Origin of the sequence: Umezawaea tangerina (genome assembly GCF_003002815.1) — a bacterium.
Lineage (GTDB): Bacteria > Actinomycetota > Actinomycetes > Mycobacteriales > Pseudonocardiaceae > Umezawaea > Umezawaea tangerina.
The window spans coordinates 144,326-166,658 of record NZ_PVTF01000002.1; the positions used below are offsets into that span (position 1 = coordinate 144,326).

At 73.4% G+C, this 22,333-nt stretch carries 21 protein-coding genes; 7 read left to right on the plus strand and 14 right to left on the minus strand.

From position 1 onward, the window contains the following. Positions 1-9: 9 nt before the first annotated feature. Positions 10-576, plus strand: a complete 567-nt coding sequence (locus CLV43_RS06735; RefSeq protein ID WP_106186186.1) for a TetR/AcrR family transcriptional regulator — start codon at positions 10-12, stop codon at positions 574-576. Positions 577-631: 55 nt separating this feature from the next. Here the strand turns inward: CLV43_RS06735 and CLV43_RS06740 are convergent, their stop codons facing one another. Both CLV43_RS06740 and CLV43_RS06745 read right to left on the minus strand, forming a co-directional pair. Next, a complete protein-coding gene (locus CLV43_RS06740; protein ID WP_106186187.1) occupies positions 632-1,417 on the minus strand; it encodes a nucleotidyl cyclase domain-containing protein in 786 nt (261 codons plus the stop codon). Between the two features lie 176 nt (positions 1,418-1,593). After that, on the minus strand, positions 1,594-3,627 hold the full coding sequence (locus CLV43_RS06745) for a glycosyl hydrolase family 28-related protein (RefSeq protein ID WP_211304265.1): 2,034 nt from the start codon (positions 3,625-3,627) through the stop codon (positions 1,594-1,596). A 198-nt stretch (positions 3,628-3,825) separates the two neighbouring features. Between CLV43_RS06745 and CLV43_RS06750 the strand changes: the two genes are divergently transcribed. Then, a complete protein-coding gene (locus tag CLV43_RS06750; RefSeq protein ID WP_146174665.1) occupies positions 3,826-4,818 on the plus strand; it encodes a hypothetical protein in 993 nt (330 codons plus the stop codon). Here the strand turns inward: CLV43_RS06750 and CLV43_RS06755 are convergent. Then, the gene (locus CLV43_RS06755; protein ID WP_106186190.1) at positions 4,775-7,495 is read right to left on the minus strand and encodes an ATP-binding protein; all 2,721 of its coding nucleotides are present in this window, start codon (positions 7,493-7,495) and stop codon (positions 4,775-4,777) included. The genes CLV43_RS06750 and CLV43_RS06755 overlap by 44 nt on opposite strands. Positions 7,496-7,562: 67 nt before the next feature. Then, the gene (locus CLV43_RS06760; protein WP_106186191.1) at positions 7,563-8,168 is read right to left on the minus strand and encodes a VOC family protein; all 606 of its coding nucleotides are present in this window, start codon (positions 8,166-8,168) and stop codon (positions 7,563-7,565) included. 352 nt (positions 8,169-8,520) lie between these two features. Here CLV43_RS06760 and CLV43_RS06765 point away from each other — a divergent pair, with 352 nt between their 5' ends. Both CLV43_RS06765 and CLV43_RS06770 read left to right on the plus strand, forming a co-directional pair. Beyond that, positions 8,521-10,158, plus strand: a complete 1,638-nt coding sequence (locus tag CLV43_RS06765) for an ABC-F family ATP-binding cassette domain-containing protein (RefSeq protein WP_106186192.1) — start codon at positions 8,521-8,523, stop codon at positions 10,156-10,158. 76 nt (positions 10,159-10,234) lie between these two features. Next, positions 10,235-11,344: an aldo/keto reductase gene (locus tag CLV43_RS06770; RefSeq protein ID WP_106186193.1), complete on the plus strand. Its 1,110-nt coding sequence runs from the start codon at positions 10,235-10,237 to the stop codon at positions 11,342-11,344. A gap of 27 nt (positions 11,345-11,371) precedes the next feature. Here the strand turns inward: CLV43_RS06770 and CLV43_RS06775 are convergent, their stop codons facing one another. The 7 genes from CLV43_RS06775 to CLV43_RS06805 form a co-directional block, all read right to left on the minus strand. Continuing rightward, positions 11,372-11,971 (minus strand): TetR/AcrR family transcriptional regulator, encoded by a 600-nt coding sequence (locus CLV43_RS06775; protein ID WP_106186194.1) that lies wholly within the window; start codon positions 11,969-11,971, stop codon positions 11,372-11,374. Positions 11,972-12,089: 118 nt separating this feature from the next. Further along, positions 12,090-12,986: a PDR/VanB family oxidoreductase gene (locus CLV43_RS06780; RefSeq protein WP_106186195.1), complete on the minus strand. Its 897-nt coding sequence runs from the start codon at positions 12,984-12,986 to the stop codon at positions 12,090-12,092. Beyond that, positions 12,986-13,168, minus strand: a complete 183-nt coding sequence (locus CLV43_RS06785; RefSeq protein ID WP_106186196.1) for a hypothetical protein — start codon at positions 13,166-13,168, stop codon at positions 12,986-12,988. Before CLV43_RS06785 ends, CLV43_RS06780 begins: the two co-directional genes overlap by 1 nt. Further along, positions 13,165-14,217, minus strand: a complete 1,053-nt coding sequence (locus tag CLV43_RS06790) for an aromatic ring-hydroxylating oxygenase subunit alpha (protein ID WP_106186197.1) — start codon at positions 14,215-14,217, stop codon at positions 13,165-13,167. The genes CLV43_RS06785 and CLV43_RS06790 overlap by 4 nt, the downstream gene beginning before the upstream one ends. A 61-nt stretch (positions 14,218-14,278) precedes the next feature. After that, positions 14,279-15,022 carry an IclR family transcriptional regulator gene (locus tag CLV43_RS06795; RefSeq protein WP_281262146.1) on the minus strand — a complete coding sequence of 248 codons (744 nt, stop codon included), beginning with the start codon at positions 15,020-15,022 and terminating at the stop codon, positions 14,279-14,281. A 166-nt stretch (positions 15,023-15,188) separates the two neighbouring features. After that, positions 15,189-16,445, minus strand: coding sequence for a cytochrome P450 family protein (locus tag CLV43_RS06800; protein ID WP_146174666.1), 1,257 nt, complete (start codon positions 16,443-16,445; stop codon positions 15,189-15,191). 71 nt (positions 16,446-16,516) lie between these two features. Continuing rightward, positions 16,517-17,338: an SAM-dependent methyltransferase gene (locus CLV43_RS06805; protein ID WP_170155719.1), complete on the minus strand. Its 822-nt coding sequence runs from the start codon at positions 17,336-17,338 to the stop codon at positions 16,517-16,519. Positions 17,339-17,595: 257 nt separating this feature from the next. Here CLV43_RS06805 and CLV43_RS06810 point away from each other — a divergent pair, with 257 nt between their 5' ends. From CLV43_RS06810 to CLV43_RS50310, 3 genes are all read left to right on the plus strand, one after another. Further along, positions 17,596-18,639 (plus strand): alpha/beta hydrolase, encoded by a 1,044-nt coding sequence (locus CLV43_RS06810; RefSeq protein WP_106186201.1) that lies wholly within the window; start codon positions 17,596-17,598, stop codon positions 18,637-18,639. Between the two features lie 88 nt (positions 18,640-18,727). Continuing rightward, positions 18,728-19,507, plus strand: coding sequence for a hypothetical protein (locus CLV43_RS06815; RefSeq protein WP_146174667.1), 780 nt, complete (start codon positions 18,728-18,730; stop codon positions 19,505-19,507). Positions 19,508-19,627: 120 nt separating this feature from the next. Then, positions 19,628-19,813, plus strand: a complete 186-nt coding sequence (locus tag CLV43_RS50310; RefSeq protein ID WP_211304266.1) for an ATP-binding cassette domain-containing protein — start codon at positions 19,628-19,630, stop codon at positions 19,811-19,813. A gap of 174 nt (positions 19,814-19,987) precedes the next feature. On the opposite strand, the gene CLV43_RS06825 is transcribed toward CLV43_RS50310, so the two are convergent. The 3 genes from CLV43_RS06825 to CLV43_RS06835 are packed head-to-tail and all read right to left on the minus strand — an operon-like array spanning position 19,988 to position 22,331. Continuing rightward, complete coding sequence (locus CLV43_RS06825; RefSeq protein ID WP_106186203.1) at positions 19,988-20,419, minus strand: MFS transporter; 432 nt, start codon at positions 20,417-20,419, stop codon at positions 19,988-19,990. A gap of 58 nt (positions 20,420-20,477) precedes the next feature. After that, positions 20,478-21,269 carry an ABC transporter ATP-binding protein gene (locus CLV43_RS06830; protein ID WP_106186204.1) on the minus strand — a complete coding sequence of 264 codons (792 nt, stop codon included), beginning with the start codon at positions 21,267-21,269 and terminating at the stop codon, positions 20,478-20,480. Continuing rightward, the gene (locus CLV43_RS06835; protein WP_245886198.1) at positions 21,270-22,331 is read right to left on the minus strand and encodes a FecCD family ABC transporter permease; all 1,062 of its coding nucleotides are present in this window, start codon (positions 22,329-22,331) and stop codon (positions 21,270-21,272) included. Positions 22,332-22,333: the final 2 nt, after the last annotated feature.

Sequence of the window (22,333 nt, forward strand, 5' to 3'; positions counted from 1 at the left end):
ACTTCGCGGATGGACACCCCCGTGGACCCCAGGACCGCGCGAAGCAGGGACGCCATCCTCGCCGCCGCCCACACCCTGCTCGTCCGCGAGGGACCGGCTTCGGTCACCCACCAACGCGTCGCCCACGAGGCGGGCGTCGGCCGCGCCACCGTCTACCGCCACTGGCAACGCGCCGACCACCTCCTGCTCGCCGCCATGTCCGGCTCCGACCTGCCGTTCTTCCGCTCCCCCACCAGCCCCGTCCGGCCGTGGCTGCACCAGGAGCTCCGCAAGCTGGCCGACGAACTGACCCTCCCGGCCGTCGCCGCGGTCACCCTCACCCTCATGCAAACCGCCCTCTGGGACCCCGACGCCGCCACCCGCCGCAACCACTCCTCAGCCGCCGTCACCACCCGCATCACCACCGCCCTCGACCTCGCTCAGGAGACCGGCGAACTGACCACGGTGCTGCCTTCGGAGGACGCCGCGGCCCTGCTCATCGGGCCGATGCTGTACCGGACGGCGATGGAGGCGGGGACGGTGTCGGACATGCTGATCAGCCACCTGCTGGACAGCGTCGGGACGTGGCGGGACTGAGCTACCGCGCGCACCCCCGCGATCCCGGACCGGGGTCGAAGCGGGGAACTGGGTGTCAGCGGTCGTGGTGGCGGATGTTGCCGTGGACGTGGCCGACCTGGATGGCGGTGCCGGAGTGGGTGCCGGTCATGATGTTGGTGGTGTTGCCGTAGGTCGGCTGCTCGCGGGTGGGTTTCGCGTCGGCGAGGTCGGAGCGGTAGTCGGCGGCGGTGCCGATGCCGGTGCGGAGCAGGTCGCCGCTGGGTTTGGGGACGTAGAGGTAGACGGTGCCGGTGAACTCCTTCACCTGCACGGTGGTGGGCACGACGCTGGTCGCGGGCAGGGTGGCGTACTCGGTGGCGAGGACGTCCTCGAAGACGCGTTGGGACAGCACCACGGAGACGAAGGTCTGCGTGGGGTCGGACTGGGTGAGGACGTCGCGGACCGGGGCGGAGTCGAGGAGGCGGTAGGCGGTGATGACGGTGCTGCCGACGACGGCGGCCCGGCGGTCGGGTTCGGGGCGGACCGGGCCGACGTTGAGGCTGGCGCGCATGCGGAGGGTGCCGGGGCGACCGGTGGCGCGCATCCGCTTGTCGCGGTCGGCGAGCTCGTCCTGGAGGGCGTCGAACAGCCGGGTGACGACGGCGGGCAGGTGGCGGGGGTCGAAGCCGAGCCCGTAGCCGTCGCCGGTGTTGTGCGGGAACAGGGCTTCGGCCAACACCTGCGCGAGCCCGGCCCGTTCGAACGCGCGGCTCAGCACGTCGTAGATGGTGTCGGCCATCTCCGCCTGGACCCGGCTGGAGTTGCTGCCGAAGTCCTTGGTGTCGACGATGAGCACCGCGCGGTAGGGCGGTAACTCCATGGGCTCGTCATCGGGAACAACGTCGTTGCTGGACAAGGTGTTCTCGCTCCAACCTGGTGCGACCGCGTGCGCTGCCGCGGTCCGGGTGAACTGGTCGAGGCCAGTGTGACCCATGGCGCGCGCACGCGGCCGACGGCACGGACGAGTACCGGAACGGCGGGGAGTCCGAGGACGCGCTACCAGGCGGACGGCGCCGGTGGTGGGGCGACCGCGGGGCGGTCGTCGCACGTGATGGTGTTGGGCAGTTGCCACGGGGCGAGCCAGCCGCCGTCGTTGCCGCCCGCGTCGGTCAGCGAGAACTCGGACCCGGCCGGGGTGAAGTTGAAGGAGCCGCAGTTGTTGACGCCGACCGCGCCGACGTTCCGGGCGTCGACGTTCTGGAAGGTCGCCGAGCCGGCTGAGCGGGCGCTGACGACGGAGGTGCCGGTGCCGTCGACGCGGATGTCCTTGAAGTGGACGTTCGTGATCGAGACCCGGTCCTTCACCGGGAAGTCGCTGACGAGCATGATCGCGTTGTAGGTGTTGTCGAGGAAGTGGTCACCGACGACCTGCACGTCGGCGCTGATGTCCTTGTCCAGCGCGTAGAGCCAGATCGCGCCGAGGCCGATCTTCCAGTTCAGCTCGAACGTGCCGGAGCGCACGGTGGTGTTGTCGGTGACCCGGACGTACCCGGTGAACGCCTCCGCGCCGAACCTCGACCCGACGTGGATGGCGCTGCCCTCGCGGATCGGGTCCGCGACGAGGTTGTCCGACACGGTGGTGTCGGTGCCGCCGTAGATCGCGATGCCGTTGGCGAGGGTCGGGGTCTGCACGGTGTTGTGGTCGAACGCGTTGCCCGCGTTCCCGACCTCCTCCGACCACATGGCCAGCCCGTCGTCACCGGTGTTGCGCACGAAGTTGTTGGACACCACCGAGTTCGTCACGCCGGTGTGGAAGTTGAGGCCGTCGGCGATCTGGTCGGCGATCACGTTGCCCTCGACCCGCGTGTTGGTCATCGGCCCGTCGAACCACAGGCCCACCTTGGTGTGGTGCAGGTACAGGCCCTTGATCGTCGAGTCGCTCATCGCTCCCCCGACCGCGTTGACCTGGTCGGTGTCGACGCGCTCGCGCACGTCGCCTTCGACCGCGAACCCGGACAGGTGCACGTTGCGGCTGCCGCCCGAGGCGGCGTCCTTGCCGTAGAAGCCGACGCCGGTGTGCACCGAGCCGTCCGGCGCGGGTGCGCCCAGCGCGACCTCGTGCCCCTTCACCGTGGTGTACCAGCTGCCGGCGCCCACGATCGTCACGTCGTCGACGACGACGTGGCGGTTGACCTGGTAGGTGCCCGGCGGCAGGTAGACCTTGCGGTGCAGGCGCTTCGCGAGCGCGATGGCCTTGTCGAACGCGTCGGCGGACTCACGCCCGCCGGTCGGGTCGGCGCCGAACAGCAGCACGTTCACGGCGGTGAGCTCGACGTGCGGCAGGCCGACCAGCTGCGAGTCCAGCAGGTCGATGACGGTCCAGGCGGCGTTCGACCCGGCCGGGGCGGTGAGCCGGACCTTGGCGCCCGCGGCGTACACGCGGTCGAGCCTGACCCGCTGCTCGTCGTAGAAGTGGCTCGGCCGGAACGGGGTCGTGATCACCGGGGCCGGGGTGGTCGCCGCGGGCACGCACGAGCACTCGGTGATCCACCAGTCCGGGTGCAGCAGTCCCGCGCCGGGGTCGTTGGAGAACGGGTACTGGTTGTACAGCCAGGAGTACTGCGACGTGAGCGTCGCGGTCCTGGCGTGGCGGCCGTTCACGGCCACGTCGAGCGGCGCGGTGATGCCGCCGCCGGCGGGGGCGTCCGGGATGCTGTACCGGACGGTGACCGCGTCGGCCGCGCCGGGCAGCGTGAACTCCACGTACTGGCCCGGCGCCAGCTTCACCGCCTTGCGGCCGGACGCCTCCGCGGGCAGCGTGTACGCCGAGCGGTCCGGTCCGATGACGACGCCGTTCGTGGCCGCGTTCTCCGCCTCCTGCTCGACGAAGTCGACCTTGGCGCCGCGACCGGCGACCAGCGACGGCGCGAGGGCGGCGCGGGTGACGACCGGGGCCGACGGCGCGCTCGCGGCGGCCGTGCCCGCGGTCGTGACCAGGCCGGCGGTGACCACCGCCGTCGCCGCGGCCGCGACCCAGCGCGACCGCCCGGTGGAACGCCTCGCAGCAACTCCGGTGGTGCTCCGTGACATCGGGGGACTCATTTCTTCCGGACTTCTCGACGGGCCACCCGCGGGCCGCCCGGCTTCGGGGTGAGGCGACTCTAAGATGCCGTGCGGCCACCCACAAGAAGTTGTCGGCCAGTTTCATCAGATTGACCAGCGTTTGCACTAGTCAGTCGCTTTATTGCACCGTCTTGCCGCAACTAGACGGCAGGGCACCATGGGGGCGTGGCAGGACCGCCTCCCCCCTTCACCCCCGACACCTCCGTGCTGGTCGACGGCTACGACATCACCGCCTCACCGCCCGACGAGCACGGGTTCGGGGAGGCCGTCGACTTCCTCGTCCAGCGGCGCGACAGCCCGCACACCGCATGGGCGCGGTGGGTCGGCGCGCCGGGACTGCTGCGCGGTCGGGCCAGGATCGTGGCGCTGTGCTGCGTCCACTGCGGCGCCCGCACCGGGGAGCGGTGCTGCGGGGTCGCCATGTGCGCCGCGCACCGCGGCCACCACCGGGCCGTGGACCACCTGCCGCCGGGAGGCGACCGGTACCGCGCGCTGCTGGAGGCCCCGTCGGACCTGGTCGTCGGCGGCACTAACGAGCCCGCGCCGATCCCCGGTCTGCGGATGCCCCGCGACCTCGACGACCTGCCTGCGGCAGCGCGGCCTCGCGCGGGTGACGGGCTGAGGGTGCTGCACCACGTCCGCCGCGTGCTCCTGGTGCCCGGCATCGACGACGACCCGATCGGCGACGTGCTGCGCGCGGTGGTCGCGGGGGACGCCACCCTGCCCGACCCGGCACGGACCCGGTCGCTGGTGGCCGACGTCCTCGGCCGGTGCGCCTGGCCCGCCTTCTGCGACGCGCTGGGCCGCCGGGACGCCGCCGACTGGCTGCGCGCGCAACCGCCTCCCAGCAGGAGACCTCCGCGGAAGTCCACTGTGGACGAACGCGGGATCTCCACCGCGACCACCCGTGCGGGCGCCATCGCCGCGCGCGACGCGTTGTGCGGACTGTGGCCGACCGCGCCGGACGACCTGGGCGGCGGTCTCCTGCGTCTCTCCAGACGCCTGGGCGAGGCGGTGTTCTCCCACGCGCTCGCGCTGCCCGACGGTCCCGAACGCGTCGGTCACGCCGTGCGCCGGGCCCAGCGGGATGCGGTCGCGGCGGTGGTCGCCGCGCTCACCGGTCGCGCAGCGCCGTCGCCAGCTCACGGCGCGAGGTGACGCCCAGCTTGGTGAACACCTTCCGCAGGTGCCATTCGACGGTGCGGGGACTGAGGAACAGCACCGCGCCGATCTCCGGGTTGGTGTGCCCGGCCGCGGCCATCCGCGCGATCCGCGCCTCCTGCGGGGTGAGCTCGTCGAGCCCGGCCCCGGTGCGCTTGCGGACCGTCTCACCGGTCGCCGCCAGCTCCCGCCCCGCCCGTTCCGCGAACCCCGCCGCCCCCATCGCGGTGAACGCCTCGTGCGCCGCGCGCAGCTCCGCCCTGGCGTCGGCGCGGCGGTTCTCCCGGCGCAGCCACTCGCCGAACAGCAGCCGCGCACGGGCCAGCGGCAGGCCGAGCCGGTCGCCGCCCAGTCGTCCGACGGCCTCGCGGAACCGGTCCTCGGCCTGCCCCGGAGGTCCCGCGAGGGCGTCGGCCACGGCCTGCACGCCCAGTGCCCAGTCCGTGCCCGCCGCACCGGTCCGCTCGGCGAGCCGTTCCCTCGCCCAGGTCGCCGACGTGGTGTCCCCGGCACGGTCAGCCGCCTCGACCAGCTCGGCGAGCGCGCCGTTCACCACCGCCAGGTCGTCGTGCCCGGCCGCACGGCGGGCGGCGTCCACGGCGGCCGGGTAGTGGCCGAGCCCGTTCGCCAGCACCGCCTCGGCGTACTCGGCCATGCCGAGCAGCCACCCCTCGCCCAGCGCCTCGGCGTCCCGGACCGCGGCGTCGACCAGCTCGGCAGCAGGCAGCTCCCGGCCCTGGTGGGCGGCCAGGGTGAGCGCGGCGAACGGGTGCGCCGCCTGCCCGGTGGCCTGGGCGAGGGCGGCGGCCTCGTCGAGCAGGTCGGACGCCTCCCCGAACCGGCCCGCGACGACCAGGGCACCGGCGCGCGACGCCAACGCCGTGGGGAGCGCCGACAACGCGCCCGTCGTGCGGGCGAAGCCGACCGCGGGGGCGGTGAGCCGGTGCCAGGTCACGTCGTCCCACAGCTCGTGGCTGACCGGCCCGGTCAGCCACAGCAGCCCGAGGTCCGCCTCCGCCGTCAGTCCCGCCAACGCCCGCCGCAGCAACGGGACCGCGGGCGCGTACCCGTCCAGGGTCCACGCCGCGAGCCCGGTCAGCAGCGCGCCCGCGGGCTCGTCACCCGGCGGCACCTCGTGGGTGGCCTCGGCCACCCGACGCCGGTCCCCGCCGAGGCGACCGGCGTGCACGGCGGCGCCGAGCGCCGTGAGGTAGGTGTCCCGCGCCGCGGCCAGGTCCAGCCCCGCCAGCCTGCGCGCGGCCGCGAGCAGCGGTGGACCGGAGGCGCGGCCGCGGTCGAGGGTGAACGCGATCCGGGCGCGCAGCCGTTCCACCCCGGCCTTCCGCACTGGGTCGAGCGGCCCCAGCTCGGCGGCGGCCAGCAGCTCCGACGCCTCGGGGAACGCGCCCGAGTCGAACCGGGCGTGCGCCGCGGACAGCGCACGTGCGGCCCGTGCCTTGGGATCGGGGGTGAGCTCGGCGGCGCGTTCCAGGAACGCCGCGGCCGCCGCCCGTCCACCACGGGCCAGTGCCCGGCCCGCCGACCGCTCCAGCTCGCGCGCGACCTCCTCGTCGGGGCCGACCGCGGCGTGCGCCCGGTGCCAGGCGCGGCGGTCGGGGTCTTGCTCCGGGTCCGTCACCTGGGCCAGTGCCCGGTGCACCTCGCGCAGCGCGGCGGCGTCGGCGGACCGGCGGCACGCCGAGCGCACCAGCGGGTGGCGGAAGCGGACCCTGGCGCCGAGCTCGACCAGCCCCGCGGCCTCCGCCGCTGCCGCCGCGTCCGGTCCCACGCCCAGCCGGTCGAGCGCGCGCCACAGCAGCGTCACGTCACCGGTCGGCTCGACGGCGGCGGTGAGCAGCAGCGTGCGGGTGTCGGCCGGGAGCGCCGTGACGCGGCGCAGGAACCCCTCCTCCACCTTGCCCACCAACGCGGTCGCGCTCGGCGCGCCGAACCCGAAGGCCAGCTCGGCCGGGGTGAGGCCGTGCGGCAGTTCGAGCAGCGCGAGCGGGTTGCCGCGGGTCTCGGCGACGACGCGGTCGCGCACGCGGTCGTCGACCGGTCCGGGCAGCACGGAGTCGAGCAGGGCCCGCGCGTCCGCCGCGGGCAGCCCGGCCACGCGCAGCTCGGGCAGGCCGGCGAGGATCGACTCGTCGCCGGGGCCGCGGACGGCGCAGACCAGCGCGACGGACTCGGCGTCCAGCCTGCGCGCGACGAATGTGAGGATCACCTCGGACATCCGGTCCAGCCACTGCACGTCGTCCACCACGCACACCAGCGGCCGCTCCGCCGCGGCCTCGGCGAACAGGCCGAGCACGGCGAGACCGACGACCAGTGCCTGCGGCGGGTCGCCCGCGCCGAGGCCGAACGCGGTGCCGAGCGCGTCCCGCTGCGGTGCGGGCAACGCGGGCAGGTGGTCCAGCAGCGGCGCGCAGAGCTGCTGGAGGGCGGAGTACGCGATCTCGGTCTCCGGCTCGACGCCCGCCGCCCTGCTCACCCGGACCGCCCGCGCGTGCCCGACGAGGTGGTCCAGCAGGGCGGTCTTGCCCGCGCCCGCCTCGCCGCGCAGCACCAGGACCCGGCTCCGCCCGGCCCGGACGTCCCGCAGCAGGCCGTCGAGCGCGTCCTGCTCGACCCGCCTGCCGCGCAGCGCCGGTCCCCCGTTGTCGCCGTCCACGTCAGCCTCCCCGGCGGAGGCTACCCCGAAGCGGATCTTCGGCACGCCGGGCGCGACGGCGTCGCGGTCAGGCGACGAGACCCGCCTGCCGGGCCATGTGCCCGGCGTACCAGGCGGGCCAGTCCACGTCCGCGTGGCCGAGCTCCTGCTCGTGCGCGCCGTGCGCGGCCGCCGCGTCGCGCAACGCCTGCTCCAGCTCGGCCACCGAGCCGTAGACGACCCGGTCGACGCGGCCGGGGAGGCGTTCGGTGACCTCCTGGAGCACGAACCCGTTGCCGTCGGGGTCCTCGAAGGACAGGAACGAGCCGTAGGACCGCCGGTCCGGGTCCGGTCCGGCAACGCGGTCGCGCTCGCCCGCGTGGTGGAACACGCCGCCCGCGTCGTGGAAGACGTCGCTCACCTCGACGCCCTGGGCCACGAGCTCGTCCCGCGCGGCGAGGACGTCGTCCACGACCAGGTGGATCCCGCGCACCGAGCCGGGGGCGGCGTCGGTGACCCCGGCGCCGATGATGATCGACGTCGCCGAGCCGGGCGGGGTGAAGTGCACGACCCGGAAGCCGTCCTCGCCGGTGTAGTCGACGTCCTCGCGGAAGCCGAGGCCCGCGTAGAACTCCTTGGACCGGTCCACGTCCGCGACCGGCAGAACGACGATCTCGACCTTCAGGTCCACCATCGGTTGCTCCTCCTCGTGTCGGCCGCCGCTCGACGGCCGACCCCAGCATCCGTCCGCGCACCCGGTCGTCGCCCCAGTGGGAGTCCCTGGTGCACCCCCGTGCCCTGGCCCTCCGGGGGCCCGTGGCCGAAAGCGGGAGGCGCGCGCGGGAGGTCGTTGGTATCGTCGGCCCGGCAGACCCGATGACAGGGAGACCCGACGTGGCAGGTGAAGACGACATCTCCGGGTGAGACCCGGTAGGTGCAGGCCCACGGCGCGCTGATCGCAGCGGCGCCGCGACGGCCGTCTCGTCGTCCACCAGCACAACCAGCGGAGCCGTGCGCCCCGCTCCCACGCCTTGGGGTACCAACCGATGTCCGACGCCCACGTCGTCTGCTCCGCCCTGTCCTTCTCCTGGCCCGACGACACCCCCGTCTTCGACGGGCTGTCGTTCACTGTCCCCGGCGGCCGGACCGGGCTCGTCGCGCCGAACGGCGCGGGCAAGTCCACCCTGCTCAAGCTCATCGCGGGTGAGCTCCGGCCGTCCTCCGGCAGCGTGTCCGCGGAGGGCGTGGTGGGGTACCTCCCCCAGGACCTGCCGCTGACCGCCGACCTGACCGCCGCCGAGGTCCTGGGCGTCGAGCCGGTGCTGCGCGCGTTGCGGGCGGTCGAGTCGGGCGACGTCGCCGAGGAGCACTTCACCACCATCGGCACCGACTGGGACGTCGAGGAGCGCACCCGCGCCCAGCTCGACCGGCTGGGCCTCGGCGGGATCGACCTCGACCGCCGCCTGCGCACGCTCAGCGGTGGCCAGACCGTGTCCCTGGGCCTGGCCGCGCAGCTGCTCAGGCGTCCCGACGTGCTGCTGCTCGACGAGCCCACCAACAACCTCGACCTGGACGCGCGGCACCGGCTGCACGCCGTGCTCGACGACTGGCAGGGGTGCCTGCTCGTGGTCAGCCACGACCGGGCCCTGCTGGACCGGGTGGACCGCGTCGCCGAGCTCGACGGGGGCGGGATCCGGTTCCACGGCGGGAACTTCACCGACTACGAACGGACCGTGCGGGCCGAGCGCGAGGTGGCGGAGAAGAACGTCCGCAACGCCGAGCAGGACGTCAAGCGGGAGAAGCGCGAGATGCAGCAGGCCCGTGAACGCGCCGCCCGCCGGGCGAGCAACGCCAAGCGCAACCTCGGGAACGCGGGCCTGCCCAGGATCTTCGCCGGGACCATGAAGCGCGACGCGCAGGAGTCCGCGGGCAGGGCGGACGGGACGCACGCGGCCAGGGTCGGCGCGGCCAAGGAGAAGCTCGACCGGGCCGAACGGGCGGTGCGCGACGACCGGACGATCACCCTGGAACTGCCGGGCACGGCCGTCCCCGCGGGGCGGACGCTGTTCGTCGGCGAGGGGCTGCGGATGGCCCACGGCGGGCGGGAGCTGTTCGTGGGCGACGGTGTCGACCTGGTCGTCCGCGGTCCGGAGCGCATCGCGCTGACCGGCCCGAACGGCACCGGGAAGTCCACGCTGCTGCGGATCGTGCAGGGCGGGCTGGAGGCCGACGCGGGCAGCACCAGCCGGGTCGACGGCCGGATCGCCTACCTGTCGCAGCGGCTCGACCTGCTCGACGACGAGCGGACAGTGGCCGAGAACCTGGCGGCGTTCGCGCCGGAGATGCCGCCCGCGCAGCGGATGAACCTGTTGGCGCGCTTCCTGTTCCGCGGTCCGCGGGCGCACCTGCCGGTCGGCGTGCTGTCCGGAGGCGAGCGGCTGCGGGCCACGCTGGCCTGCGTCCTGCACGCCGAGCCCGCGCCCCAGCTGCTGCTGCTCGACGAGCCGACGAACAACCTCGACCTGGACAGCGCCGCCCAGCTGGAAAGCGCTCTCAACGCTTACCGGGGCGCGTTCCTCGTCGTCAGCCACGACGAGCGCTTCCTGGCCGGGATCGGGATCGACCGCAGGCTGCGACTCGAGGACGGCAAGCTCCTGGAGGCCGGCGGACCGTCCGCGGACTGAGCGTTTCTGTACTTGCGGGTCCATTTTTTCGTGTCCACGATGAGGTGACCAACCACTTCGGGAAGCGAGCGGATCCATGTCCCTGGACGAGTACTACCTGCTGGGCCGGTCGGGGCTGCGCGTCAGCAGGCTGTCGTTGGGCACGATGAACTTCGGCACCGGCGGCTTCCACGCCGCCTACGGCCGGACCGAGGACGAGGTCCGGCCGATCCTGCGCCGCTACCTCGACGCGGGCGGCAACTTCGTCGACACGGCCGACTTCTACACCGCGGGCGAGAGCGAGAGCATCCTCGGCGGGCTGATCGCCGAGACCGGGGCCCGCGACCGGATCGTGCTCACCACGAAGGTCACCAACAGCGTCGACCCCGGCGACCCGAACGCGGGCGGGAACGGCCGCAAGCACGTGATCAGGGCGGTCGAGGCGTCGCTGCGCAGGCTGCGCACCGACTACCTCGACCTGTTCCTGCTGCACACGTGGGACCGGATCACGCCGGTCGAGGAGGTGGTGCGCACGTTCGACGACCTCACGCGGGCGGGCAAGATCCGCTACGCGGGCCTGTCGGACGTGCCCGCCTGGTACGCCGCGCACGCCCAGGGCGTCGCCGAGGCGAACTCGCTCGCGCCGATGGTCGCCCTGCAGCTGCCGTACTCGCTGGTCGACCGGACGATCGAGGCGGAGCACGTCGACGCGGGGCGGCAGCTCGGCATCGGCATCACGGCGTGGAGCCCGCTCGCGGGCGGTTTCCTCACCGGCAAGTACCGCGACACCGGCGCGGGCGTGACCGGCGAGGGCAGGCTCACCGGCGACGGCACGGCGAGTCCCGCGTGGACGGACCGGCAGTGGCGGGTGCTGCGGGTGCTGGAGGACGTGGCGGGCGAGCTCGGGGTGAGCACGGCCCAGGTCGCGCTCAACTGGGTCGTCACGCGGCCGGGGGTCGCCTCGGCGATCGTCGGGGCGAGCAGCGCGGCCCAGCTCGACTCCAGCCTGGTGGCGTTGGACTTCGAGCTGCCCGCCGAGCTGCGCGCCGCCCTGGACGAGGCGAGTGCCGAGCCGCCGCGGTCGCTGTACCGGATGTTCACGCCGGACTACCAGGGGTGGCTGGTCAACGCGGGCGTGCGGCTCGGCGACAAGCCCGCCGGGTACCACCCCGACGTGCGGAACTGGGTCACCACCGGGCAGTCCTGATCGGACAGTCCACTCCGGATGGTCGGGTCAGGGCCGCGCGGAGGCGCTGGTCCGCAGGTAGTCCAGGCAGAGGTCCAGCGCCGACTCCAGGTGCCGCGACGACCCCGTCGACATCAGGATCGCCACCCCGCCCTGGATGGCGGCGATCACCGCGCCCGCCGCGCGGTCCGGGTCGACGTGCTCGCCGACCAGCCCCTCGGAGCGCATGTGCCCGATGCCCGCGCGGACCTCGCGCTGCCACCGCTCCAGCAGCAGGCCGGTCACCGCCTGCGCCGCCGGGGTGTGCCTGCCGACCTCGGTGATCAGGACGCCCAGCGGGCAGTGCACACCCTGCCGCCGGTAGCGCTCGACCACCGCGTCGCGCCACCGGTCCCAGGCGTCCCACGAGGTCAGCTCGCCGAGGTGCGGCTGCTGGTCCTCCAGCACCCGGTCGGCCTCCCGCTGGGCCACGGCCAGCAGCAGCTGCTCCTTGCCGTCGGGGAAGTAGTGGAACAGCTGGCTCTTCCCGGTGGCGCTGCGCCTGCCGACGTCCTCCAGGGTCACCGCGGTGACGCCGCGCTCGCGGATCTCGGTCGCGGCGGCGTCGACGATCCGCAAACGGGTCGCCGCACCCTTCTTCGTCAGCACAGCGCCTCCCGGAGTGGACTCACCAGTACAGTACCGCCGGGTCTGCCGTCCAGCAGGACCGCCGCCGCACGTCCGACCGCGGGACGGGCCGCGCGGGCACTTCGGCCTCCCGGCGTGGTCAGAGGTCGAGGACCAGGCGGCCGGACGACCTCGACACGCACACCATCAGCACGTCGCCCACCCGCCGCTCGTCCTCGGTCAGCACGGTGTCGTGGTGCTCCGGCGCCCCGGCGAGCACACCGGTCTCGCACGTGCCGCACGTCCCCTCGCGGCACGACCAGAGCACCGCGACACCGGCCGCCTCCAGGACGTCGAGGACCGAGCGGTCCGCGGGGACGGGCAGGACCAGTCCGCTGCTCGCCAGCTCCACCTCGAACGCTCCCGGTTCGCCGACCGGGAGCGCCGAGAACCGCTCCACGTGCGGGGACGGCCCGCGTGGACGGGAGGACACCGCGGCGAGCATCCTCTCGGGGCCGCAGCAGTACACCGCTGTGCCGTCGTCGGTGCCGGACAGCAACGCGGCCAGGTCGGGCGGGCCCACCTCGTCGCGCGGGTGCAGCTCGACGCCGTCGGGCAGCTCGTCGCGGAACGCCATGGCGGACCGGCGGCGACCGACGTACACGAGCCGCCACGGGATCCCGTCCGCGGCGGCGCGGCGGACCATCGGCAGGATCGGCGTGATGCCGATGCCGCCCGCGACGAACAGGTAGCGGGCGGCGGGCACGAGCGGGAAGGTGTTGCGGGGGCCGTGGACCCAGACCGCGTCGCCGACGGCCAGGGCGTGCGCCCGCGACGACCCGCCGCGCCCGTCCTCCGCGCGCCGCACGGCGATCCGCCACGTCGTGCGGTCCGCGGGATCGGAGCAGAGCGAGTACTGGCGGACCAGGTCGCCGAGGACCACGTCCACGTGCGCGCCCGGTTCCCACGGCGGCAGCGCGCCGCCGTCCTCGCGGCGCAGGGACAGCAGCACGACGTCGTCCGCGATGGACTGCCGGTCCACCAGCACCAGGTCCACTAGGACACCCCGGCAGCGGCGGGCACGGGCGTGGGCTCGGGGACGGCGGGTCGGTGGCCGCTCGGGTGGGCGAGCAGCCAGTCCCACAGCGCCACCGGGTCCTCGAAGTCGCGCGCGGCCGAGCAGTGGCACACCGCGCGCAGCCGGTCGGACCCCGGCACCCAGTGCACGCGGTACCTCACGAGGTGACCTGGTGGACCCGCCCACCGGCCAGCCGCGCCAGGATGCGCCGCGCGGCCAGGCCACCGGTGTCGATGTTGATCGACAGCTCCTGGTAGCCGTCCTCCTCGCTCGCGACCACCCGTTCCAGCACGTCCAGCGCGGCCACGTCCTGGAGCACGACGGTCCGGTTGCTCTCCGCGAGGAACGCCGACACCTCCTCGTCGTCCAGCGCGAAGTCCCTTGCCACCGCCCAGAAGTCGTGCGTCGTGTGCTCGGTCTCCGGCGTGATCGCGTAGACGACCTCGACGTGGAACGCGTCCAGGTCGGTGCCGTCGGGGTCCGGCAGGCAGCCGACCGGCGCGATGCGGCTGTGCAGCTTGTACAGGCACGGCGGCGCGTACTCGATGTCCTGCCAACGGGTGATCCGCCCGGTCAGCCCGGTGGAGCGGGAGTAGAACGGCGGGCAGGCGGCGTCGGCCATGCGCCTGCTCACGTAGACGATCCCCGCGGCCTCGTCGACCTCGGTCGTGATCGGGGTGGAGGCGACCTCCGGCGTGCCGATGTACCCGCCGTGCAGGTAGGTCTCGTGCGACAGGTCGAGCAGGTTGTCCACCAGCAGCCCGAACCGCGCGGCCAACGGCTCCATGCCGCTCACCGTCGTGTAGTCCGGTGCCGTCAACCACGGCGCGCGCGGGATGGTGGTCCCGTCGGCGAGCACGGGGTCGCCGATCCACACCCACACGAAGGAGTCCTGCTCCACCACCGGGTACGTGCTCAGCCGCGCGGTGCGGGGCACGCGGGTCTGGCCGGGCACGGCGACGCAGCGGCCGTCGGCGCCGTAGGTGAAGCCGTGGTAGCCGCACACCACCTGGTCGTCCACCAGCCGGGTGGGCAGCTCCGACAGCGGGAAGCGGCGGTGCACGCAGCGGTCGGCCACGGCGGTGACGCGGCCGGAAGCCGTGCGCCAGAACAGGATCGACTCGCCGCAGACGGTGCGGGAGAACAGCGCCGGGCCGATCTCCCGGCCGTAGGCGGCGACGTACCACTGGTCGCGCGGAATACTCGTCATGCCGGGCATCCTGGGAGCAGCGGGGTGTGCGGGCCAAGAGCCCTTCCGGATGTCGGAAGGCTCAGAGGAGCGCGTGCGAGATCGAGCGGGAGCTGTTGCGCACCAACGGGACCAGCGCGTGCGGCGGGGCGGTGCCGTACCGGACGACCACCGACACCGCGGCGATCACCCGGCCGGTGCGGCCGTGCACCGGCGCGGCGACGGACAGCGCGTCGTCGGTGACCTGCCGGTCGCTGATGGCGAAACCGCAGGCGCGCACGTCGGCGAGCACCGCGCGCAGCACGTCCGGGTCGGTCATGGTGTGCGCGGTGAACCGCCGCACGGGCCCGGCCAGCACCTCGTCGCACACGTCGGCGGGCGCGTGGGCGAGCAGCACGAGCCCGACGCCGGTGGCGGTGAGCGCGAACCGGCCGCCGACCCTGGTCAGCACCGGCACGGCCCCGGTGCCCGCGATCCGTTCCACGAACACGAGTTCCCGGCCTTCGCGCACGGCCAGCTGGACGTTCTCGCCGGTGATCCGGGACAGGTCCTCCAGGAACGGCAGCGCCCGCTCGCGCAGCCCCTGCGAGCGCGGCGCCAGCGAGCCCAGCTCCCACAGCCGCAGCCCGACTCGGTAGTGGCCCGCGTCGTCGCGCTCGACCGCGCCCCACTCCAGCAGGTCGGCGAGCAGCCGGTGGGTGGTCGACAGCGGGAGGCCGGAGTGCCGGGCCAGGTCGCTGAGCGTCATCGTGGTGCGCCGGTCGCTGAACGCGCCGAGCAGGCGCAGTGCGCGGGCCAGCACGGACCCGGTACGACCGCGGTGCACCACGTGGACTCCCGCCTCGCAACCCCGTGCGCCATCGTAGGTCCGCGAGCTCCGTCCGGGGAGGTCGGACACCGGATTCGCCGTCCGGGAACGACCGGTTCCCGGACGGCGGTCGGACGTGATTCCACGGTCGACCGAATTCACGAAAAATGCGGAAAAGGCCCGCTTACGGAATGGTGGCGGTGAGCCGGACGGGCAGTTCCACCAATCCGCGGGTGTTGGCCATCCGCCAACGCAATTCGTTCTCCGGCACCGCGAGTGACACATCGTCGAAGTGCCGCAACAGCGTGTGCACGGCCACCTGCGCCTCCATTCGCGCGAGATTCGCGCCGACGCAGAAGTGGGCGCCGCGACCGAAGGCCAGGTGCCGGTTGTCCGGGCGTCCGATGTCGAACTCCGCGGGGTCGGGGAACCGCCCCCGGTCGTGGTCGGCGGCCCACAGCCCCAGCGCCACCGCCTGGCCCGCCGGGATCGTCACCTCCCCCAGCTCCAGGTCCGCCGTGGTGAACCGCAGCGAGCTGAACCCGACCGGGCCGACGTGGCGCAGGCACTCCTCCACCGCGTCCGCCATCAGCTCCGGGTGGGCACGCAGGGCCGCGAACTGCCGCGGACTGCGCAGCAGCGTCAGGACGCTGCTGCCGATCAGGTTCACCGTGGTCTCGTGCCCCGCGACCAGCAGCAGGGCCAGCATGGTCCGCAGCTCGGCCGCGTCCAGCGAGGACCCGCCGTCGTGCGCCGCGACCAGCGCGCTGGTCAGGTCGTCGGCCGGGTGGTCGCGCTTGCGCTCGACCAGCGCGCCGAAGTAGTCGTCCAGGCTCGCCGACGCGGCCTGGTAGCGGGCCACCGCGGGACCGTCGCCCTGGTCGAAGACGATGGCGTTGGTCCACTTCCGGAAGTCCTCGCGGTCCTCGGTCGGCACGCCGAGCAGCTCGCAGATCATCACGACCGGCAGCGGCAACGCGTAGGAGTCGACCAGGTCCACGGCGTCCCCCGACGCGGACTCCTTGCCCAGGGCGAGCGCCAGGTCCTCGCAGACCTGCTCGGCGCGCGGGCGCAGGGCGTCCACGCGCCGGGCCGTGAAGCTGCTCGCGACCAGCCTGCGCAGCCGGGTGTGCTCCGGCGGGTCCGTGCTCAGCAGGCTCCGGCGCGCCCGCTGGAGCTGCCCGGCGAAGCGCCGCGGCAGCTCCCCGCGGGCCACCAGCTCCGCCTCCACGTCCGGTGCCGACAACACCAGCCGCGGGTCGACCAGCGCCGCGTCGACCTCGTCGTACCTGGTCACCAGCCACGCCTCGATGCCGCTGGTCAGCCGCCCCCGGCGAGCGGGACCGACCCCGTTGGTCTCCCCGACGTCCACCGGGCACCCGCCGTCGAGGTCGGTCGCCAGCGGCGCCGGGACTCTCGCGGGGTCTCCTGTGCTCTGCATCGCTTCCACCACATCCACCTTCCGATGCCATGGTGGCCGCGACGGTCACCAGGTCGTGCGTGGCCCGTTGGTCACGGTTTGCGCCCCACGGCCGCGAGAACCGAGTCGTGCCAAGGGGTCTCGTCCAGCACCCGCAGCCCGCCGGGACGCCAGAAGGAGGTGTAGACCAGGCCCGGCTCGACCACGTCCAGGTCGGCCAGCAGCGCGCTGATCCACTCCGGCGTCCTGGCCGTGGCGGAGCTGGTGAGGGTCTTCGTCATCTCCAGCACGCCGCCCAGCTTCATCGCGTCGCGCTGGTCCTGGCCCAGCGTGGCGTGCGACAGCACCAGGTAGCTGCCGGACGGGACGGCGTCGAGGTACCGGGCGACCGTGCGGGCCGCCAGGTCGGGGTCGGGGATGTAGTAGAGGGACGCCGTCATCAGCAGGGCGACCGGCTGGTCGAGGTCGAGCAGCCGCCGCGTGTCCGGGTGCCCCAGGACGTGGTCGACGTCGCACATGTCCGACTCGATGATCGCCGTGCCGTCCGCGCCCTCCAGCGTCAGCTGGCTGTGCGCGACCGCGACCGCCTCGTTGTCGACGTAGACGACGTTGCAGTCCGGCGCGACGGCGCGGGCCATCTCGTGCACGCTCTGCACCGTGGGGATCCCGGACCCGAGGTCCAGGAACTGGCGCACGCCCTCCTCCGCGCACATGCGCACCGCCCGGCCGAGGAACGCCCGGTTCGACCGGGCGGCCGCCCGGATCCAGGGCATCCGCCGGATCGCCTCGGCGGCCCACTCCCGGTCGACCGCGAAGTTGTACCCGCCGCCGATGAGGTAGTCGTAGACCCGCGAAGGGCTCGCCCGGCTCAGGTCCACACCCGGCATGCCCCAGTCGGCTTCGCTGACAGCCACCGCGGAAACCCCATCTCGACCAGTCGTCCGAAGGCGATCGAAGGCGTTCGAAGGGAGGAGCTTAGCGAACAATCCGAACACCTCCGACGGGATCCGCGGAGAAATCCGGAAGTTGCGCCATAGGTGGGACGTTCGATCCGCGAAAAATATTGTGGGAATCGTCGCGCGGAGATAACCGATCAGGTGATCGTGGCGGTCGACTCGATGGCAGTACTGTGCCACCTTCCCCATCCCCGACCTTGAGCAGGTCTGCAAGAATGCGATTTCTACGGACACTCGTAACGTCCCTGATCACCGGTGCCGTCGCGCTCTCCGCGCAGCCCGTCGTCCCGGCCGCCGCCGCCCCCGCGGCGCCGCGGTGCTCCACCGTCTCCGTGCCCGTCACGGCCGTGGTGCTGCTGCCGATGACCGTGCGCGGGCAGCTGTGCCTGCCCGGTGACAGCACCCCGACGACGATCCAGCTCCTGCTGCACGGCGCCACGTACAACCGCGTCTACTGGGACCTGCCCTACCAGCCGGAGCGCTTCTCCTACCAGCGGGACATGGCCGCGCACGGGCTCGCGACGTTCGCGGTCGACGAGCTCGGCGTCGGCGAGAGCACCCGCCCGCTCAGCACCCTGCTGACCGGCCTGAGCCAGGCATCGGCCGTGCACCAGGTCGTGGGCAGGCTGCGCGCGGGCCAGATCGGCGGCACCGCCTACGGCAAGGTCGTCCTCGTCGGCCACTCGGCCGGGTCCGCCATCTCCGTGATCGAGGCCGCGACCTACCACGACGTGGACGGCGTCGTGCTGACCGGCGTCACCCACCTGCCCAACGTGCCCGTCGTCGTCGGCGACGTCGGCCTCGGCCTGCAACCGGTCACCCTCGACCCCCAGCTGTCGCCCCGCGGCGGCGACCCCGGCTACCTCACCTCCAGGCCCGGCGCCCGCGGCACCATGTACCACGGCCCCACCGACCTGGACCCGCTCGCCGTGCAGGCCGACGAGCAGTACGCGAAAGACCAGGTCTCCGCCACCAGCCTCGTCGACATCATCTCCCTCGGCCTCGTCAGCCCGATGTCCACCGGCATCGACGTGCCCGTCCTGCTCGCCAACGGCACCGCCGACACCGGCTTCTGCGGCCTCATCCGCGACTGCTCCACAGCCGACGCCCTGCGCGCCCAGGAGGCCCCCTACTTCAGCCCCTCCGCCCACCTGTCCGTCTACGTCCTCCCCGGCTCCGGCCACTCCATCGCCCTCGCCCTCAACTCCCCCGACTACCGCACCGCCACCCGCACCTGGCTGGCCCGGTACGTGGGCTGAGCCATCGCCTTCGGTGGTGGGACGACCTCGCCCCACCACCGAAGGCGGCCTGCCGCGCGTGATGCCGCGGGAGCGGCACAATGCCGGTGTGACACCAAAAGGGACAAGCCGACGAGCGCAGGTCCTGTCCGCCCTGCACACCAGCCGTCTCCCCGTCGACGACGACCAGATCGCCCGCATCGCGTCGATGGACCGGCACCACGTCAACACGATCTGCAGGCAGCTCGCCGCCGATCGGGTCATCACCCGCTACCGCGGCGCCGACGGCAAACTGGTCAACGCCCTCATCACGACCGACACCCCGGCCACTCCGGCAGAGGCCCCTTCCTCCGTTCAGGTCCGGCGGACTCCACGTCGCGACAAGACGCGCAACGTGGAGTCGCTGATCGCGAACTTCGCCGGGTGGGTCGAGGCCTTCGAACGGAGCCAGGCATTCCCTGGGCCGAGCCTGTACTTCCACGAACGTGCCATCGAGCGCAGACGCCTGCACACCAGGGTGACGTCGTTGCTCGACGACGAACGCTTCCTCGAGTACGTGTACGCCGGCATGAAGGTCAGCACGTCCGGCACGCAGATCGTCGCGGGGAGCAAGTTCCTGCACCACCTGTTGCCCGACCTCGTGCCGCCGATCGACCGCCAGTACACGTTCACCTTCTTCACCGGCCAGAAGGCGGTTCCGAACGACCGGGTCGCGTTCGGCGAGTGGTTGCCGCGGTTCGCCGAGATCGGTCGGCGGTGCCGTGAACCCATCGCCCAAGCCGTGGACCGGGGTGGGTTCATGGCCACCGGTGAGGCCAAGGTGATCGACAACGCGATCATGGGCTACCTCAGGCAGCCCGTGCCGACGGACGATCTGACCGCCCGGTGATCAAGCCTAGGTGACGGGGAACCAACACCCCTCGTGTCGCGACTACTGGGCGAACCAGGTGGGCGACGAATGTGGTGGCGGTGGCGTTTCGGGTGTGCCTGCGCGGGGTGACGTGCGCGCATGGGCGGCGGGACATCCGTGCGGGGTGTGGACCTGGTGGTGGAGGCCGGTGAGCGGGTCGCCCTGACCGGCACCAACGGGTCGGGGAAGACGACGTTGGTGCGGGCTGTGCTGGGGTTGCACGCGGTGCGGGCCGGGGTCGTGGAACCCCAGCAGCCACCACACCGTCGGGCCCGCGGACAGTGACACCGCGAACACCGGACACCGCGCGGGTGCCGGGTCGGCGGGCAGCAGGAACCCGGCCGCCGCGAACAGCAGCGCCAGGCAGGCCGCCGTCCCGACCGCCGCCCTCCAGTCGACGCCGTCGGCCAGCCACGCCAGCGGCAGGCCCGCGACGAACGCGCCCAGCTGAACGCCGGACTACTTGACCCCGATGAGCACGCCACGGCGGGCGGGCTCGACGGCGGTGGCGACGATCTTGTTGGTGGACCGGTCGGCCGGCGCCTGCGGCACTCCCGCCAGCCCCACCGCCGCCACCAGCACCAGGTGGTGCGACGCCGTGGCGAACGCGGCCAGCGCCGTCCCGCTGACGGCGAACAGCGCGACCGCCGACCGCCGCGCCCCGACCGCGTCCACCACCGGGCCGATCACCAGCGACAGCACCGCGACCACGTCGAATCCCGCGGTGACCAGCGCCCCCAGCAGCGGGCGCGGGATGGCGAACTCGGCGACCAGCGCGGGGGCCAGGGTGCCGAGGAGGAACAGCGGCAGCATCGAGAACGCCATCGCCGCCTTCAGCACCGCCGGGACCAAGACCCGCGCGCGAGCGCCTTCCCTCGGTGGTGCGGTCATGTCCCACCTCCCCTGGTGTCATCGCACGGGTCGGCCTGGCACCGGGCGCGGTTCCCCCTCAAGCGACCACCGGTACGTCCGCGGGCGCGCGGTGGTCGAAGGCGATGAGCGGGTCGCCGGTGAGGGGGTGGTCCACGACCGCGGCCCGCACGCCGAACACCCCGGCCATCAGCTCGCTCGTCAGCACCTCGCGCGGGGTGCCGGAGGCGACGACGGCGCCGTCGTGCAGGACGTGCAGGCGGTCGCAGACCGACGCGGCGGCGTTGAGGTCGTGCAGGGCGACGACCGTGGTGCGGCGGTGCTCGCGCAGCAGGGCCAGCAGTTCGACCTGGTGCCGCACGTCGAGGTGGTTGGTCGGCTCATCGAGGACCAGGACGTCAGGCCGCTGGGTGAACGCGCGGGCGAGCAGGACGCGTTGGCGCTCGCCGCCGGACAGCGTGGAGAACCCGCGCCCGGCGTCGGCCGCCATGCCGACCTGCTCCAGCGCGGTGGTGATGATCTCCCGGTCCTCGGGGTCCTCGCCCGCGAACGCGCGCTTGTAGGGGGTGCGGCCCATCGCGACGACCTCGCGGACCGACAGCTCGAAGTCGGTGCCGCGCTCCTGGGGCAGCGCGGCGACGTGGCGGGCGGCCTGCCGGGCGGTGAGGTCGCGGATGTCGTCGCCGTCGAGCAGCACCTTCCCGGCGGTGGGGCGCAGGTGCCGGTAGACGGTGCGCAGCACGGTGGACTTGCCGCTGCCGTTGGGGCCCACGAGCCCGACGATCTCGCCGTCCCCGGCCAGCAGGTGGACGCCGGAGACCACCTCGCGGCCGGACAGCGCGACGCGCAGGTCCTCGATCTCCAGCCTCATCTACGCCTCCAGCCTGCGGTCGAGCAGGTAGAGCAGGGTGGGCGCGCCGATGAACGCGGTGACCACGCCGACGGGGAGCTCCTGGGTGTCCAGCGCGGTGCGGGCGACGACGTCGACCGCGACCAGCAGGACCGCGCCGGTGAGCGCGGCGACGGGCAGCAGGCGCCGGTGGTCGCCGCCGACGACGAGGCGGCACACGTGCGGCACCATCAGGCCGACGAATCCGATCGCGCCGGACACCGCGACCAGCACCCCGGTGAGCACGCTGGTGGCGACGAACAGCTCCCGGCGCAGCCTCGCCACGTCGACGCCCAGCCCGGCGGCGGTCTCGTCGCCCATCAGCAGCGCGTTGAGACCTCGGGCGCGGGACTGCAGCAGCAGACCGACGAGCACCACGGTTGCCGCGGGCACGGCGAGCAGGCTCCACTTCGCACCGCCGAGGTTGCCCATCAGCCAGAACAGCACGCCGCGGGTCTGCTGCTCGTCGGCGGTCTGCAGGACGAGGTAGCTGGTGATGCCGGACAGGAACTGCCCGATGCCGACGCCCGCCAGCACCAGGCGCAACGGGGAGAAGCCGCCGCCCCGGCGCGCCATCGTCCACACGAGGCTGAACGACACCAGCGCGCCGACGAACGCGGCGCCGGACAGGCCGAGCCCCAACAGCCCACCCGCGCCCGCGCCGAGCACGATGGCCGCGACGGCGCCGAGCGAGGCACCGGAGGAGATGCCGAGCAGGTAGGGGTCGGCCAACGGGTTGCGCACCAACGCCTGCACGGCCGTGCCGACCAGTCCCAGCCCGGCGCCCACGATCGCGGCCAGCAGGGCGCGGGGGACGCGCAGCTGCCACACGATCACGTCGGACGTCCCGGCCGCCGGCGCGGCACCGGTCAGCTTGCGGCCGACCGCCGCCCAGACCTGGCCGACCGGGATGCTGCTCGACCCCAGCGACACCGCCACCGTCAGCAGCACCACCAGCGCCACCACCAGCACCGCCGCGACGAGACCGGCCCGCGCCGCCGATGTGTCCCTATCCTGCTTGCGGCGCAACGACAACACGGCCACGG

Excerpts from the sequence above, each read along its gene's own strand:
- CLV43_RS06830 (WP_106186204.1), bottom strand. The coding sequence starts at position 21,269 with ATGAGGCTGGAGATCGAGGACCTGCGCGTCGCGCTGTCCGGCCGCGAG.
- CLV43_RS06760 (WP_106186191.1), bottom strand. The coding sequence starts at position 8,168 with ATGGTGGACCTGAAGGTCGAGATCGTCGTTCTGCCGGTCGCGGACGTG.
- CLV43_RS06770 (WP_106186193.1), top strand. The coding sequence starts at position 10,235 with ATGTCCCTGGACGAGTACTACCTGCTGGGCCGGTCGGGGCTGCGCGTC.
- CLV43_RS06735 (WP_106186186.1), top strand. The coding sequence starts at position 10 with ATGGACACCCCCGTGGACCCCAGGACCGCGCGAAGCAGGGACGCCATC.
- CLV43_RS06740 (WP_106186187.1), bottom strand. The coding sequence starts at position 1,417 with ATGGAGTTACCGCCCTACCGCGCGGTGCTCATCGTCGACACCAAGGAC.
- CLV43_RS06825 (WP_106186203.1), bottom strand. The coding sequence starts at position 20,419 with ATGACCGCACCACCGAGGGAAGGCGCTCGCGCGCGGGTCTTGGTCCCG.
- CLV43_RS06745 (WP_211304265.1), bottom strand. The coding sequence starts at position 3,627 with ATGTCACGGAGCACCACCGGAGTTGCTGCGAGGCGTTCCACCGGGCGG.
- CLV43_RS50310 (WP_211304266.1), top strand. The coding sequence starts at position 19,628 with ATGGGCGGCGGGACATCCGTGCGGGGTGTGGACCTGGTGGTGGAGGCC.
- CLV43_RS06765 (WP_106186192.1), top strand. The coding sequence starts at position 8,521 with ATGTCCGACGCCCACGTCGTCTGCTCCGCCCTGTCCTTCTCCTGGCCC.
- CLV43_RS06800 (WP_146174666.1), bottom strand. The coding sequence starts at position 16,445 with ATGCAGAGCACAGGAGACCCCGCGAGAGTCCCGGCGCCGCTGGCGACC.
- CLV43_RS06790 (WP_106186197.1), bottom strand. The coding sequence starts at position 14,217 with ATGACGAGTATTCCGCGCGACCAGTGGTACGTCGCCGCCTACGGCCGG.
- CLV43_RS06810 (WP_106186201.1), top strand. The coding sequence starts at position 17,596 with ATGCGATTTCTACGGACACTCGTAACGTCCCTGATCACCGGTGCCGTC.